At 66.1% G+C, this 15074-nt stretch carries 13 protein-coding genes; 6 read left to right on the top strand and 7 right to left on the bottom strand.

Features of this window, described 5'->3' with window-relative positions; genetic code table 11:
* Nucleotides 1-4: 4 nt before the first annotated feature.
* From D6M19_RS20475 to xylA, 3 genes are read right to left on the bottom strand one after another with little or no spacing between them, the layout of a single operon-like run.
* Complete coding sequence (locus D6M19_RS20475) at nt 5-784, bottom strand: ATP-binding cassette domain-containing protein (RefSeq protein ID WP_123027088.1); 780 nt, start codon at nt 782-784, stop codon at nt 5-7.
* Between the two features lie 32 nt (nt 785-816).
* Complete coding sequence (locus D6M19_RS20480; protein ID WP_123027135.1) at nt 817-1890, bottom strand: sugar ABC transporter substrate-binding protein; 1074 nt, start codon at nt 1888-1890, stop codon at nt 817-819.
* A 41-nt stretch (nt 1891-1931) separates the two neighbouring features.
* Nucleotides 1932-3152 (bottom strand): xylose isomerase, encoded by a 1221-nt coding sequence (gene xylA, locus D6M19_RS20485; RefSeq protein ID WP_123027089.1) that lies wholly within the window; start codon nt 3150-3152, stop codon nt 1932-1934.
* A gap of 108 nt (nt 3153-3260) precedes the next feature.
* On the opposite strand from xylA, the gene D6M19_RS20490 reads away from it, so the two are divergent.
* Nucleotides 3261-4400 carry an ROK family transcriptional regulator gene (locus D6M19_RS20490; RefSeq protein WP_123027090.1) on the top strand — a complete coding sequence of 380 codons (1140 nt, stop codon included), beginning with the start codon at nt 3261-3263 and terminating at the stop codon, nt 4398-4400.
* Here D6M19_RS20490 and D6M19_RS20495 read toward each other — a convergent pair.
* Both D6M19_RS20495 and D6M19_RS20500 read right to left on the bottom strand, forming a co-directional pair.
* Entirely contained in the window at nt 4341-6374 is a 2034-nt protein-coding gene (locus D6M19_RS20495; protein ID WP_123027091.1) for an acetate--CoA ligase family protein, read from the bottom strand. The genes D6M19_RS20490 and D6M19_RS20495 overlap by 60 nt on opposite strands.
* Complete coding sequence (locus D6M19_RS20500) at nt 6371-8005, bottom strand: phytoene desaturase family protein (protein ID WP_123027092.1); 1635 nt, start codon at nt 8003-8005, stop codon at nt 6371-6373. Before D6M19_RS20500 ends, D6M19_RS20495 begins: the two co-directional genes overlap by 4 nt.
* A 116-nt stretch (nt 8006-8121) precedes the next feature.
* Here D6M19_RS20500 and D6M19_RS20505 point away from each other — a divergent pair, with 116 nt between their 5' ends.
* Nucleotides 8122-8757 carry a TetR/AcrR family transcriptional regulator gene (locus D6M19_RS20505; protein WP_123027093.1) on the top strand — a complete coding sequence of 212 codons (636 nt, stop codon included), beginning with the start codon at nt 8122-8124 and terminating at the stop codon, nt 8755-8757.
* On the opposite strand, the gene D6M19_RS20510 is transcribed toward D6M19_RS20505, so the two are convergent.
* Both D6M19_RS20510 and D6M19_RS20515 read right to left on the bottom strand, forming a co-directional pair.
* Nucleotides 8744-9895, bottom strand: a complete 1152-nt coding sequence (locus D6M19_RS20510) for an ABC transporter ATP-binding protein (RefSeq protein WP_123027094.1) — start codon at nt 9893-9895, stop codon at nt 8744-8746. The genes D6M19_RS20505 and D6M19_RS20510 overlap by 14 nt on opposite strands.
* A 13-nt stretch (nt 9896-9908) precedes the next feature.
* Nucleotides 9909-11285 carry an aspartate aminotransferase family protein gene (locus D6M19_RS20515; protein WP_123027095.1) on the bottom strand — a complete coding sequence of 459 codons (1377 nt, stop codon included), beginning with the start codon at nt 11283-11285 and terminating at the stop codon, nt 9909-9911.
* Nucleotides 11286-11379: 94 nt separating this feature from the next.
* Here D6M19_RS20515 and D6M19_RS20520 point away from each other — a divergent pair, with 94 nt between their 5' ends.
* From D6M19_RS20520 to D6M19_RS20535, 4 genes are all read left to right on the top strand, one after another.
* Nucleotides 11380-12633: a polyamine ABC transporter substrate-binding protein gene (locus D6M19_RS20520; RefSeq protein ID WP_123027096.1), complete on the top strand. Its 1254-nt coding sequence runs from the start codon at nt 11380-11382 to the stop codon at nt 12631-12633.
* An 84-nt stretch (nt 12634-12717) separates the two neighbouring features.
* Nucleotides 12718-13581, top strand: coding sequence for an ABC transporter permease (locus tag D6M19_RS20525; RefSeq protein WP_234834956.1), 864 nt, complete (start codon nt 12718-12720; stop codon nt 13579-13581).
* Entirely contained in the window at nt 13578-14456 is an 879-nt protein-coding gene (locus D6M19_RS20530) for an ABC transporter permease (protein ID WP_123027098.1), read from the top strand. Before D6M19_RS20525 ends, D6M19_RS20530 begins: the two co-directional genes overlap by 4 nt.
* 46 nt (nt 14457-14502) lie before the next feature.
* Nucleotides 14503-15066, top strand: a complete 564-nt coding sequence (locus D6M19_RS20535; protein WP_164478599.1) for a (2Fe-2S)-binding protein — start codon at nt 14503-14505, stop codon at nt 15064-15066.
* The last annotated feature ends 8 nt before the right edge of the window (nt 15067-15074 follow it).

A 15074-nucleotide genomic window follows, 5' to 3' on the forward strand; every position in this document is an offset into this window, starting at 1 on the left:
GGCTTCACATCGACTCGGCTGCTGCGGCGGGCGCCAGGCCCAGACTGCCGGACCGACCCGCGGTAATGAGCTCGACGATCTGGCTGTGGGTGACCTCCGACGCCTTCACCTCGGCGGCCACCCGGCCTAGATACAGTGCGCACACTCGGTCGGCGACCTCGAACACGTCGGCCATGTTGTGCGAGATGAACACCACGCCCAACCCCTGGTCGGCCAGCCTGCGCACCAGGTCGAGGACCTGGCGGGTCTGTGCCACCCCGAGCGCTGCGGTGGGCTCGTCGAGAAGCACCACCTTCGAGTTCCACAACACCGACTTGGCGATTGCCACCGTTTGACGCTGCCCGCCCGACAGACTTGATACCGGGGTCCGCACCGACCTCACGGTGCGCACCGACAGCGACGACAGCGCCTCGCGCGCCTTGGATTCCATCGCAGCCTCGTCCAGCGTGCCGCGGCGCTTGATCTCCCGACCAAGGAACATGTTCGAGACGATGTCCAGGTTGTCGCATAGTGCCAGATCCTGGTACACCACTTCAACACCAAGGGCCGCAACATCATTGGGCCCGTTGACATTGACCGGGCTGCCCTCGAACAGATAGGTCCCTGAGTCGATGCGGTAGATACCGGCGATCGCCTTCACCAGGGTCGACTTGCCCGCGCCGTTGTCACCGACCAGAGCGGTGACTTCGCCTGGGTAGACCCCGAAGTCGACGTCGTGCAGGACATGCACCACGCCGAAACTCTTGTTGACACCTCGCAATTCGAGGATCGGCTGGTTCGCCATGCCCGTCTCCGTTGTTGCGCCCGGCGCTCCCGTCACAGACCCGCGGACGCGCACATCGGTGCGAACCGACCGGCGCAAACGTCTGCCTTCGACTGTCCGCCGTCGGTGAACACCACGTCGACGTTGTCCTTGGTGATCGACTTCGGGGTCAGCAGTACCGAGGGCACATCGCGCTTGCCGGTATCGTCGCGGCTGGTCGAATTGGTCGTGACCTTCTCTCCCTTTGCCAGCGCGATGGCGGCTTCGGCGAGCGCGCCCGCCTCCTCCTGCGCCGATTTGTAGACCGTCATGCACTGGCTGCCGGACAGGATGTTCTGCAAACCCTCGACGGTGGCGTCCTGGCCGGTCACCGGGACCTGCCCGGCGCGGCCGTTCTTCTCCAGAATCGAGATCACCGAACCGGCCAGCCCGTCGTTGGCCGCGTAGACGCCGTCGACCTTTCCGTCGGCCGCGGTGTAGAGCTGCTCGAAGATGGTGACGGCGGCGTCGTTGTCCCAGTCCGGCACCGCCTGTTCGCCGACCACCTTGACGGTCGGAGTTTTGTCGACAACATCATGTGCGCCCGCGGTGAACAGGGTCGCGTTGTTGTCGGTCGGAGATCCGTTGAGGAACACCACATTCGCGGGCTTGCCCGCCAGGCAGTCCACCAGACCCTGCCCCTGCAGCTCGCCGACGGTGGTGTTGTCGAACGAGATGTAGGCGTCGGCCGAACCGCCCAGCGTCAGGCGGTCGTAGTCGAGTGTCTTGACACCCTGGGCCGCGGCCTTCTGCTGGATGGAGGCTCCGCTGTCGGAGTCGAGGTTGACGATGGCCAGCACGGTGACACCGTCGGCGATCATCCCGTCGGCGATGGTGGCCATCTTGTCGGCCGAACCTTCGGCGTTCTGAATGGTGTAGGCGATACCGGCCTTCTTGAACGCCTCTTCGAGCGCCGGACGGTCCTTGGACTCCCAGCGCACCGACGACTTGGTGTCGGGCAGGATGACGCCGATCTTGCCTGAGTCGGATGCCGAGCCGTTGCTTGCGTCGTCACCGCTGGAGCACCCGGTGAGCGTGAGGCCCGCGCCGATGACGATGGCGGCGGCCAGGCTGACGGTTCGCTTCATGAACTTTGCCTTCCTTGTGGGAAATGTGTTGGGTGGCCCGATCACCGCGCACCCATCAGATGCTCGATGGCGAGCTGGTTGAGCCGCACGAAGCCGAATCCTCTTCCGCCGAAATATGGCTCGGGGTCGAAGTCCTCCCAGGCCGAGCGGTCGGCGAGCAGATCGGCGTAGGTCTCCCCAGGGTTGCGCGTCGGCTCACGCAGTTCGCCCACCCGCGACTGCTGCATCGCCTCGGCCACCTCCGGATCCGCCCGGAACGCCGCCGCCCGCTGCTTGAGCAACAGGTACATCCGCATATTCGCGGCCGCCGAGACCCATACCCCGGTCGCATCCTCGGTTCGGCTGGGTTTGTAGTCGAAGTGTCTCGGCCCGGTGTAGCTCGGGCCGCCGTCCGGGCCGCCGTTCTCGAGCAGATCCACCAATGCGAACGCGTTGGCGAGGTCGCCGTGGCCGAACACCAGGTCCTGGTCGAACTTGATGCCGCGTTGACCGTTGAGGTCGATGTGAAAGAGCTTGCCGCTGTAGAGCGCCTGGCTGATGCCGTGCATGAAGTTCAGCCCGGCCATCTGTTCGTGGCCGGTTTCCGGGTTCACCCCGAACAACTCGGAGTGGTCGAGGGTGTCGATGAACGCCAGGGCGTGGCCGACGGTCGGCAGCAGAATGTCACCGCGCGGTTCGTTCGGTTTCGGTTCGATGGCGAATCGCAAGCCGATGTTCTGGTCGATAACATACTGCGACAACAGATTCAGCGCTTCGCGGTAGCGCTCCAGGGCGGCCTGGACATCCTTGGCGCTATCGTACTCACTGCCTTCCCTGCCGCCCCACATGACGAAGGTTCCCGCGCCCAGTTCGGCTGCAAGATCGATGTTGCGCAGCACCTTTCGCAGGGAGAACCGGCGCACCGCGCGGTCGTTGCTGGTGAAGCCGCCGTCCTTGAAGACCGGATGGGTGAACAGGTTGGTCGTCACCATCGGCACGACCATGCCGGTGGCCGCCAGCGCCGCGCCGAGCCGCTCGATCTGCCTGCGGCGCTCCGCGTCGGACGAGCCGAACGGGAAGAGGTCGTCGTCGTGCAACGTCAAACCGTAGGCGCCGAGGCCGGCCAGGCGTTCCACCGCCTCGACGACGTCGAGGGCGGGCCGGGTGGCGGCGCCGAAAGGATCGGCGGCGACCCAACCCACCGTCCACAACCCGAAGGAGAATTTGTCGGCAGGCCGTGGCTGGAGTTCGTCAGCCAGGGGGCTGGACTCGAGAACGGACATATAGGAGGCTCCTGTATGCGTCTGGATTTGTTCTGCCGCCGAACATATGATGTGACGGGCACCACTGTCAATAGCCACCCGTGCCAATATCACTCCGAGAGGGGGCAGATGCGGATCGGGACAAGCACCGACGACGTCCGCCGGCGCAATCTATCCGTGGTGCTGACGCTGGTGCACCGCCACCGGTTGCTCAGCCGGGCCGACCTCACCAGACGCACCGGCCTGTCCCGGTCCACCGTCAAGGCGCTCGTCGAGGAACTCGCAGGCGCCGGTCTGGTCGAAGAGGTCGAGGCCGGTGCGCCGAGCCAGGTCGGCCGGCCCAGCCCGATTGTGCGACCACAGGCCCGCACCCTGGCCGTCGCGGTCAATCCCGAAGTGGACGCGATCACCATCGGGCTGGTGGCGCTCGGCGGGCGGGTGCTGGCGATGAAACGCCGGCCGACCGCAGGCATCCCCAGCGCTGCCGAGACTGTCACGGTCGCCGCGAGGGCCATCGCCGGGATGCGTCGCGCGCTCGACCCCGGGTGCAGCATCGACGCGATCGGAGTTGCCGTTCCCGGCTTGGTGCACGCTTCCGACAAGACCGTGCAGCTGGCGCCACATCTGGACTGGCACGACGAATCGATCGGCCAGATGCTCAGCGCCGCAACCGGTCTGCCGGTGTTCGCGGTCAATGACGCTAATGCCGGGGCGATCGCCGAGCACATCTTCGGCAGTCACCTCGACCCCGATCACATGATCTATGTCAACGGCGGCGCCAGCGGCATCGGCGCCGGATTCGTGGTGGCAGGCGAGCTGCTCGAGGGCGCGGCCGGCTATGCGGGCGAACTCGGCCACACCTTCGTCGGCGGTGTCGGGCTGTGTCACTGTGGCCGCACCGGCTGCCTCGAGACCGAGGTCAGCCAGGCGCAGATCAGCGCCGCCGGCGCGGGCACAAAGTCGATCATCGTCGAACGCCAAGCCCAGTATCTCGGTATCGCCCTCGGCAATGCGATCAACATGCTCAACCCGCAGTTGATCGTGCTCGGCGGGTTCCTGCGCGAGATCCCTGAACTGGCGCCGCAAACGCTGCTCGACGCCGTGGCCCGGCACAGCTTGCGCGGCCCCAATGACATGGTCCGCATCGTGCCTGCCAGCCTGGGCGCCGAAACATTGATGATCGGTGCAGCCGAGTTGGCCTTCGCGCCTTTACTGAGCGACCCTGCGGGAGATCACCAGCGCATCGACGGCGACAACGCCGTGCGGTGACACGATCACCGGGTTGGCCTCCACCGCATCCACCAGATCGCCGATTTCGACCGCCATCTGCGAGAACGCGACGATGACCCGCGCGAGCGCGTCGATGTCGACCGCGGATTGACCGCGCCACCCGGCCAGCAGCGGGCGGATGCGTAGTCGGTCGAGCAGGTTTCTGGCGCCAACGTGTGATACCGGCGGGCATGCCACCACCCGGTCGGCGATCAGCTCGACAAGTGTGCCCCCCGCCGCGACGATCAGCAGCGGCCCGAAGCCCGGGTCACACACGATGCCTACCGACACCTCGCAACCTGCGGTGACCATCGGCTCGACGGTCACCGCGGGCCCGAGCGAGGCCGCCATCGCTGGGTAGGCCGCCCGCAACGCGGTCTCGTCGCGCAGATCCAGCGACACGCCGCCGACGTCGCTCTTATGCAGGGCGGCAACGGTTTTCAGGGCGACGGGATATCCGACCGCTCGGGCGGCATCGAGCACCGCTTCGACCGATTCGGCCACGCGGACGTCCACAACGGGCACGCCGTAGTCCGCCAGCAGCTCGAACGGCGCAACCTCGGAGACCAATCGTGTGGCCCACCGCGCCCGCCGCACAGGATCCGCGACCGCATCGGGCGTATCGACGGGTCGCGGCCAGCGCGCGAGGTGATTCAGCGCGGCCAGCCCGCTGCGGGCGCCTTCCAGCACCGCGATCCCGCTGTCCCGCAATCGTTCCGCGGTGGACCGGTCGATCGCCGATGCCACCGAGGCCATCACCGCGATCGGCGCGTCGGTGTGCTTGGCGACGTCGGTGACCGCGTCGGCGTATGCGGTGTCGCCGTCGAACTCGGTGACAAGGTCGACGGCCAGCGCGGTGACCGCGACGGCCGGATCGTCCACCATCGCGCGCAGGCAGGCGCCGAACAGGTTTCGGGTGTCGGCGCCCGTTCCCCACACGTCCAGCGGGTTGGTGGCCGCCAGCCCGTCGTCGAGCATGCCGCCAATGGTCGTCAGCGTCTCGGGTGCGAGGTCGGCGAACTCGACACCGAGCTCGTGGGCGAGGTCGGCCACCAGCGCGCGTTCGGCCCCCGAATCATGCACGGTCGCAATGCCTCCCGGCTTGGCCCTTCGGCTCGCAGAGAACAGTTCGAGGGTGTCGCTGAACTCGGCCAGATCGCCGACGTGCACCGCCCCGGTCGCCGCGCAGAACGCCTCCCACGCCGCCCGCTCGCCTGCAAGGGCGCCCGAGTGCGCGGCCACCATGGCGCTCCCGCGCGGCGAACCGCCGACGGTGAGGATCACGACGGGCACGTCCTGCTCGGCGGCGCGCAACAGCGCTGCCCGTAATCGCGGGACGGAGCGCGGTGCTTCGAGTAGCAGCCCGACGATGCGCGTCTCGGGATCATCCAGCGCGTAGTCGACGTAATCCGCTGTGTTCGTGACGATCTCCTGCCCGGACGATACCGCAAGCCGGAAGCCGAACCCGCGGCGCGCACGCAGCAGCGTGGAGAACGCCGAACCGGAATGGGTGACCAGGCTGACGCCGCCGTCGGGCAGCGGGTCCGGCTCGAGATACCCCAACGCCCGCACCCCGAGCGCGTTGTTCACAAAGCCCATGCAGCCCGCACCGCACACCGCCATCCCGGCATCGGTCGCGATGGCCGATATCTCATCACGCAGGCCATGCGCGGATCCGAAGAGCACGGCCGACTTGGCGCCCGTCGCCGCCGCGGCCGCCAACTGGTCGGTCAGCGCAGCATCGGGAACGCCGAGCAGGACCACGTCAACGGGTTCGTCCACATCGGCGATCGAGGGCGTGCACGGTAGCTCGCCGATCCGGTCGTAGCGCGGGTTGACGAGATGGAACCGCGCCGAACCCCGTTGCGCCTCGAGGATCATCCGCGATCCGAAGCTGTCCGGGCGCGGGCTTGCGCCCACCAGCGCCATCGACCGCGCGCCCAGCATCGCGGCAACGGGATCGGGTGAGCTCATCGATTGCGCCGGAACCGCTTCAACCCTCGCGTCTTGTCGGCCAGCGCCGCGCGCGCCGCCTGCCAACCGGGGATGCCGCAGACGCCACCACCGGCATGCGTGCCGGAGCTTCCGTTGTACAGCCCGGCGATCGGGGTGCGGTAGTCGGCGTAACCCGGTGCCGGGCGCATGTGGAACAGCTGCTCCAGCGACAGCTCACCGTGGAAGATGTTGCCGCCGATCAGGCCGTACTCCTGCTCCATCTCGTACGGACCTACGACGTCGCGATGCGTGATCGATGCCTTGAAGCCGGGCGCCACCTGATCGTAGGTGTCGATCACCCGGTCGGCGTAGGCGTCGAGTTCCTCGGTATGGGGCGCCTCACTCCACTCGGCTGGCACCCACTGGGTGAACAGCGACATGATGTGCGTGCCATCGGGATTCAGCGTCTTGTCCAGAGTCGTCGGGATGACGCCATCGCTGAACGGCAGCGTCGCAGGCTTGCCGACGCGGGCCTCTTGGAACGCGGCCTCCAGGTAGTCGATCGAAGGCGCCATCTCGATCGAGCCGGTCAGGTGTTCGGCCATCCCGGAACTCGGGTTGGCCGTGAAGCTGGGCAGCTCCGAGAGCGCGACGTTGACCTTCACCACACCGCTTCGCGTCTTGAAGTGCTCGATGTCGCTGACGAAGTCGTCGGGCAGCTCGGAACTCGAAAGGTGGTCGAGGAAGGCGATCTTCGGATGAAGCGTGGTGACGACGAGCGGAGCCGAGATCTCGTCGCCGTTCTCCAACACCACGCCGGTCACCTTCCCGCCGCGCGTCAGCACGCGGGAAACCTTTGCGTTGGTGCGAATCTCGGCGCCGAAGGAACGGGCCGACTTGGCGATGGCCGCAGACACCCCGCCCATGCCGCCCTCGGGGAAACCCCAGCTGCCGAGCTGGCCGTCGCCGACGTCGCCGATCGAGTGGTGCGCCATCACGTACGCGGTGCCGGGTTCGCACGGCCCTGCCCAGGTGCCGATGATGCCGTTGACCGCCATCAGACCTTTGACTTGCGGTGATTCAAACCAGTCGTCGAGCAGATCAGCGATGCTCATGGTCAACAGCCGGGTGATATCGGCAGTCATTCGCGGCGTGATCTTGTTGCGCATCGGCCAGGCCAGCTTCGCAAGGTCGAGTAGGTCGCCGGGCCGCTTCGAGCCGACATTCGGCGGCACCTGGGTCAACAGCGGACCCATCACCTCGGCGATACGTCCGATCCAGTCGTAATACTCCGGCAGCGCGTCGGCGTCCTTCTTGGAGAATTTGGATAGCTGCTCGTGGGTGCGCTTGGGGTCATCCTCGTAGATGATCAGCGAGCCGCCCTCGGGAAACGCCTGGTAGGACGGCCCCATCGGGTGCACCTTGTAGCCGTGCCGCTCGAGTTCGAGCTCACGCACGATGGTCGGCGGCATCAGGCTCATCACATACGACAATCGGGTGACCCGCAGGTGCGGGGCGTCCTCCCACGGCGATTCGGTGGTGGCCGCACCGCCAAGCGAGTTGCGAGATTCCAGCACCAACGTCTTGGCGCCCGACCGCGCGAGATACGCCGCGGAGACCAGCCCGTTGTGGCCACCGCCGACGACGATGGCGTCGTATGTGTTCGACATAAAGAGCCCTAACTTTCACGCCTCGCTCAGCGTCTTTGACTGACTGTTCAATCTAATCAAGTGTTAGGCTTTAGAGCAAGTGGCAACGCTGCGACGACAAGGGGGAGCTTCACGCCATGGCGGAACCGGCACCCGCGACGGAGAACAACGAACCCCGTCGCATCGAAATGCTTCGCGCGGCAGCGGAGCTGATCTGCGAGCGGGGCTTCGGCGACACCCGCATCGCCGACGTCGCGAAGCGCGCGGGGGTCAGCTCGGCGCTCGTCATCTACTACTTCGGCACGCGTGACCGCCTCCTGGTCGACGCGCTGCGCTATTCCGAGGAGTCGTTCTACGAGGCGGGCGAGAGGATGCTCGCCGAGATTCCGTCGCTTCACGAACGGCTGTCCCTGCTGATCAAGTGGACCTGCGTACCGTCAGCCGACAACGAGATTCCCGGCGCATGGGGGCTGTGGTTCGACCTGTGGGCGCAGGCTTTTCGGCACGACGAGGTGAAAGCGGGACGGGTCGAGCTCGACGCACGCTGGCGAAAGATGATCATCGACGCGGTGAAATCCGCCGAACTCGACACCGACGTCGACGTGCGCATGTTCGCGCTTGAGTTCTCCGCGCTGCTCGACGGACTGTCCATCCAGGTCGCGCTCGAGGACCCTGAAGTCGACTCCGCGGTGGCCTACGACATCGCCATGCGGTTCGCCGAACGGGAGCTGAATCTGCCTGCGGAGAAGGCGTCTTCGGTCAAGAAACGCTGAGTGCCCCAAGGTCTTCGGCGACCGGGTCGGAGATGACCGGGGCCGAGCTTCGGTGCAGCACGCGCACCGCGTCGTGCGTGCAGACGCAGTTAACTCGTTCCCCCGGCTGGTGGCTGACCGACCCCGGACCGGAATGGTTGGGCACCTCGACGATCAGCGCCATGGGAGCACCGACATCCACGTGCACCTGCGTGCAGTGGCCGAGGTAGACCACCTGCGCCACCACGCCCGCGATGGCGTTGTGCCCGTGCGCAACCGGCTCGTCGGCACCCTGCACCGTGATGCGTTCGGGCCGGATGACGATGGCCGCCTCGCCTGGTTTGGCGGCACCGTCCTCGACGGCCGCACCCAGCCGCGTGTCGAGCGCTGAGCACACCGCTGAACCGTTGCCCGCCTCGAGCACTTCGGCGTCAAAGATGTTGGCAGCGCCCAAGAATCCGGCTACGAACGTAGTGGCCGGGGCGGAGTAGATCTCCTGCGGCGGTCCCACCTGCTCGATGCGCCCCTCGGCCAAGACCGCGATCTGGTCGCTCATCGTGAGCGCTTCCTCTTGATCGTGGGTGACGTACACGAACGTGATGCCGACCTCGCGCTGAACGGCGCGCAACTCCAGCTGCAACTGTTTGCGCAGCTTGGCGTCAAGGGCGCCGAGTGGCTCGTCGAGCAGCAGCACCTTCGGGCGAAGCACCAGTGCCCGCGCCAGTGCCACGCGCTGCTGCTGTCCGCCGGACAGCTGGGCGGGACGCCGCTTGGCGAAATCGCCCATCCGCGCCAGCTCGAGCGCTTCTCCGACACGCCTCTTGGTGTCTTCCTTGGACGCCTTCTGGTATTTCAGCCCGAACGCGACGTTGTCCCACACCGTCATGAACGGGAACAGCGCGTAGGTCTGGAAAACGGTGTTGACGGGCCGCTTGTGCGGTGGATCGCCCGCGACGTCACGGCCGTCGAGTTCGATGCGACCGGAGTCGGGCTTCTCGAAGCCTGCGATCATGCGCAGGGTGGTGGTCTTGCCGCAGCCTGAAGCGCCAAGCAGTGAATAGAACTGACCGGCCGGGATGTCGAGATCGATACCGGTCACCGCCGGGATCCCGTCGAACGACTTGACCAGCTGCTCGAGCCGGATCGCACCGCCCTTCACCCGGGCCGGCCCATCACGGTGCGACCGCTTCTGCGAACCGGGCGAAGTTGGCCGCGAACCGATCGACGTCGTCGCGGTCGTGCTGAACCGACAGCAGCCATTGCTCCACCTTGCCCCATGGCGGGAGAAATACCCCGCCATTGTGCTGCATCAGCCAGTGCAGGTGGCCCAGCCTGGCGTCGATTTGCAGGAAGTCGCGGAATTCGCGCACGGGTTCGCGGCGGAAGGTCACACATCCTTTCGCGCCTGCGGTGACGACGTGCCAGCCGAAACCGTAGGTGGCGATGGTGGCTTCCAGCGAGCCGCGCAGCCGGGTCGCCAGCTCGTCGAGGTGCGCATAGGCCTTCGGCGTGAGGACGTCGGTGAGGGTTGCCCTGGTGGCCGCCATCGCAAGGGGGTTGCCGTTGAAGGTGCCCACCTGCTCGTAGCGGCCGTCGGCGATCGCCGACATCACGGTCTCGGTGCCGCCGATCGCCGCGACCGAGATGCCGCCACCCAGTGCCTTGGCCAGACACACCATGTCGGGCACCACACCACTGCGGGCGGTGACGCCGCCCGGTCCCGTGGTGAACCCGGTCTTCACCTCGTCGTAAATCAGGAATGCGCCTTCGCCGTGCAACATGTCGCGGATGACGGCCAGATATCCGTCGTCGGGCGCGATGATGCCCGCGTTCATCATCACCGGCTCGAGAATCATCGCGGCCACCTGCCCGCGGTGCTCGGCGAGTGCCCGGGCCACCGCGCCGGTGTCGTTGAACGGCACCACGATGACCAGATCGCGGATCGCGGAGGGAATGCCGGAGTTACCGGGTACCGCGTTGGGCCGCTCCCGCGGTCCGACCTCGTCGGCCTCCGGCAGCACCGAGACCTGCACCGAGTCGTGGTGTCCGTGATAGCAGCCCTCGACCTTGATGATCCTGTCGCGTCCTGTCAGTGCGCGGGCCAGGTGGACGGCGTCCATGGTGGCTTCGGTGCCGGAGTTGGCGAACCGCCACAGTGGCAGCTCGAAGCGGCGGGACAGCTCGCCTGCGATCCAGATGGCGTCTTCGGTCGGCTGCGCGAAATGCGTTCCGCGCCTTACCCGATCGCTGACCGCCGCGACGATCGCCGGGTGGGCGTGTCCGGCGATGGCGGCGCCGTAGCCGCCGTGCATGTCGACATAGGAGGTGCCGTCGACGTCATACACCTTCGAGCCAAGGCCGTGGCTCATCCAGACCGCCTGCGGTTCGGCGATCTGCCAGTTGGAAGTCGCCCCTCCGGCAAGGTGCACGCGCGCCTCGGCGATGAGCTCCGAGCTGCGCGGCTGACGGCGAAGGAACACCTGCTCTTCGTCGGCAATCAGTTTGTCTACGGTGTCGGCCACAGGGCTTTCCACCAACGACGAAGACACGGTTGAACCTCCACTTCACAACGGTTGACTGAGCATTCAGTCTATGCGAGAGTCCTACCAGCGACAAGCCGCGAAATCAACGGGGAGGCCCCGGATGCCAGTGCCCAATGGACCGCACAGCCACGGTCCGACCCGACGACAATTCCTGACCCGAGCGGCGATTCTCGCCGCCTCTGCACCGACCCTCGGCGCCTTCCTTGCGGCGTGCTCGAAGTCGGGGCCGTCCTCGGGTCAGCCGACGCTGACGCTCGCCTCGCCGGACAGCCCGGTCAAGTGGGACATCGCCGACGACAACAAGGCGATCGCCGACGGGCTCGCGCCGGAGAAGGGCGCAACCCTTCAGCTCTACACCTACGCCGACTACACCAGCCCGGACGCGGTCAAGGCATTCGAAGACCGCTACGGCGTCAAGGTCGAGATCTCGACGTTCAACGACACCGACGAGGCGATCACCAAGATCCGCGGCGGCAGCGTCAACTACGACATCTACTTCCCCAGCTACGACCAGATCAGCAGGCTGGTGACGGGCAAGCTCGTGCAACCGCTGAACCACAGCTACATCACGAACATCAAGAACGTCTGGCCGACGTTCACCAACCCCTGGTACGACCAGGATTGGCGTTACTCCGTGCCGTACACGATCTACACCACGGGCATCGGCTGGCGCAACGACCAGGTGAAGACCGACATCCCCGCGATGAAGAATCCCTATGACGTGCTGTGGGATCCGCAGTACAAGGGCAAGACCGCCGTCATCGACGACTGGCACACCGCGATGTCGATGGTCCTTCTGCAGCAGGGCATCACGGACGTGAACACCAGCAACGAGGCCGACCTGAAGAAGGTCGGCGACCAGCTCAACGCATTGGTCGCCGCGACGTCGCCGAAGGTCACCATCACGATGTACAACGACCTGCCCGCGGGCCAACTCGGTGTCTCGCAGATGTGGTCCGGCGACATCATCAACGCCCAGTCGTACCTGCCCGAGGGCACCTCGACGGACATCCTGCAGTACTGGTTCCCGCCGGACGGCAAGGGCCTGGTCGACAACGATCTGATGGTGGTGCTCAAGAGCGGCAAGAACCCGGTGCTCGCCCACCTGTTCATCAACCACATGTTGGCGCCGGACGTCGCCATGCAGAACTTCACCGCCATCGGCTACCAGCCACCGCAGAACTCGATCACTGCGGATTCGCTTGTGGCAGAGGAGTTCATCCCCGAGAACCTGCGCACCGCCATCGTCAAGCCGGAATACTTCGACGCCGGTTACCGGCTGCTCGAGCTGGACGCGGCAAACCAGGACGCGTGGCAGAAGGTGTGGCAGGCGTTCAACGCCGGCGGGTCATAGCCTGTCGTGGCGGTCCCGGTTGTCACCCCACCATCGCGGGCGCACCCACCGCCCCGCGAGCGCCGAACCCGACTCTGGTCATTGTTGGCGGCCCCCGGAATCTTCTGGCTGGCAGCGTTTTTCATCTTTCCGCTGTACGTGGTGCTGTGCATCGTTTTCGGCCAGATCGACCCGCTGTTCCGCACGCCGATCCCGGTGTGGAATCCACTGCAATGGGACCCGACCCAGTTCAACTACGTGCTCACGCACATCGTCGGCGAAAACGGCGTCTACGGGCCTGCGATACTGCGCACCTTCATCTACGTGTTCGTCGCGAGTTGCCTGTGCCTGCTGATCGCGTTCCCGGTCTCGTACTACGTGGCCCGGCTGTCCGGTAAGCGCAAGGGCCTGCTGCTGGCGTTGCTCATCGCGCCGTTCTGGATCAGCTACATGATGCGAATGTTCGCATGGGTCAACCTTTTACAGGACGACGGCCTGTTCAACAAGGTGCTCAGCTTCGGCGGCTTGCTCCATCCCGACGTGAAATGGCTGACCGGCCAGCCCGCGGTAGTGGTGCTCGGGCTGGCGTACGGCTATGTGCCCTACATGATTCTGCCGCTCTACGCGGGCCTCGACCGGCTTTCCCAGCCGATGCTCGAGGCATCGCGAGACCTTGGCGCCGCACGGCTTTCGTCGTTCTGGCGGGTGACGTTGCCCCTGTGTCGGCCGACGATCGTCGCAGCGGTGCTGCTGACGTGTCTGCCGATGCTGGGCGACTACTTCACCAGCGACATGCTGTCGGCGTCGCCGAAGACCACGATGGTCGGGAACCTGATCAACGACAGCGTCCAATCGCCAGGACAAACGGGACAGGCGGGCGCGTTCGTCATGCTGGTGTTCATCGCCGCGCTGATTCCGATGCTCTACTACATCCGGGTGACCTCGCGACCTGACGAGGTGTCGACGTGAAGGGCCCGCTGGCGTGGTGGAACAACCCGTGGCGGCCGCCGCGGTTCCTCATCGCCATCACCATCGGCTATCTGGTCTGGTCGCTGCTGCCGGTCCTCATCGCGGTGGCCTACTCATTCAACGACGGCAAGTCGCGCACGACGTGGCAAGGCTTTTCGTTCCGTTGGTACTGGGGCGATCAGACGCTGTCGGTGTGGCACAACGAGGCTTTGCACACCGCGCTGCTGCAGACGCTGAAGCTGGGCGTGATCGCGACGCTGATCACCGTTCCCCTCGGCACGTTGTTCGCCATCGGGATCGACCGCTGGCGGGGCAGGTTGCCCGCGGGCGCCAACTTCCTGATGCTGTTGTCGTTCGTGTTGCCGGAGGTGCTGCTCGCCGTCGCGTTGCTGTTCGTGATCACCACCGTGGCCGTCCCGATCCAGCTCGGCACCACCGCGCAGGTGATCGGCCTTGTCACCTTCCAGGTGTCCTATCCTGCGGTGCTCGTGCGCGCCCGACTGGCCACCATCGGACCTCAATACGAAGAAGCCGCAATGGATCTGGGCGCGTCGCCGCTTGCCGCGCTGCGCCGGATCATCGTGCCGATGCTGGTGCCTGCGATCTTCGCGAGCACCGTGCTGGTGTTCGCCGATGTCATCGACGACTTCGTCCTTGTGCGGTACCTGTCCGGCGACGCCTCCACCGAGCCGGTGTCGGTCAAGATCTACAACACCGCCCGCGCCGCGCCGACACCGGCGCTCAACGCGCTTGCCAGCCTGTTGCTGTTCGCCGCGCTGGCCGCCGTCGTCGTCGGCTTCCTGGTGTACCGGCGCATGACACGCGGCGACAGCACCGCCGACAGCGGGATCGGCGGCTTCACCGGAGAGGCGTAATAGCCACTTCACAGGGTGGCTGCCTACCCTGGGTGAAGTGCCCGAGATCAACCGAAGAACATTCGTTGGTGCGTCCATCGCGGTCGGCGGGGTGGTCGCGACGCCGCCACTCGTGGCCGGTTGCGGCGAGGGTGAACACGACACCGGGCAGTCGTCGACCGTGCGGCTCCGTATCAACGGTGAAACCCGCGAGATCAGCGTCGACAACCGCACCTCGCTGTTGGACATGCTTCGTGAACGCGCGGGGCTGACCGGCACGAAGAAGGGTTGCGACCAGGGCGCATGCGGTGCGTGCACGATCCTGGTGAACGGTAGCCGGATCAATTCCTGCCTGACCCTTGCGGTGATGCACGACGGCGCGGAGATCACCACCATCGAGGGGCTGGCACGCAACGGTCGGCTGCACCCGCTGCAGCAGGCGTTCATCGACGAGGACGCGTTCCAGTGCGGGTACTGCACGTCGGGCCAGATCATGTCCGGCGTCGGGTGCATCATCGAAGGCCACACAGGCTCGCCTGCCGAGATCCGCGAACAGATGAGCGGCAACATCTGCCGGTGCGGCGCATACACCAACATCGTCACCGCGGTCGCCAACACGGCGCGGGCCTGAAAGCGCGC

Source organism: Mycolicibacterium stellerae (assembly GCF_003719305.1).
GTDB lineage: Bacteria > Actinomycetota > Actinomycetes > Mycobacteriales > Mycobacteriaceae > Mycobacterium > Mycobacterium stellerae.

Coding starts and splice junctions, on each gene's coding strand:
- D6M19_RS20520 (WP_123027096.1), top strand. CDS start 11,380: ATGCCAGTGCCCAATGGACCGCACAGCCACGGTCCGACCCGACGACAA.
- D6M19_RS20500 (WP_123027092.1), bottom strand. CDS start 8,005: ATGTCGAACACATACGACGCCATCGTCGTCGGCGGTGGCCACAACGGG.
- D6M19_RS20505 (WP_123027093.1), top strand. CDS start 8,122: ATGGCGGAACCGGCACCCGCGACGGAGAACAACGAACCCCGTCGCATC.
- D6M19_RS20480 (WP_123027135.1), bottom strand. CDS start 1,890: ATGAAGCGAACCGTCAGCCTGGCCGCCGCCATCGTCATCGGCGCGGGC.
- D6M19_RS20495 (WP_123027091.1), bottom strand. CDS start 6,374: ATGAGCTCACCCGATCCCGTTGCCGCGATGCTGGGCGCGCGGTCGATG.
- xylA (WP_123027089.1), bottom strand. CDS start 3,152: ATGTCCGTTCTCGAGTCCAGCCCCCTGGCTGACGAACTCCAGCCACGG.
- D6M19_RS20475 (WP_123027088.1), bottom strand. CDS start 784: ATGGCGAACCAGCCGATCCTCGAATTGCGAGGTGTCAACAAGAGTTTC.
- D6M19_RS20490 (WP_123027090.1), top strand. CDS start 3,261: ATGCGGATCGGGACAAGCACCGACGACGTCCGCCGGCGCAATCTATCC.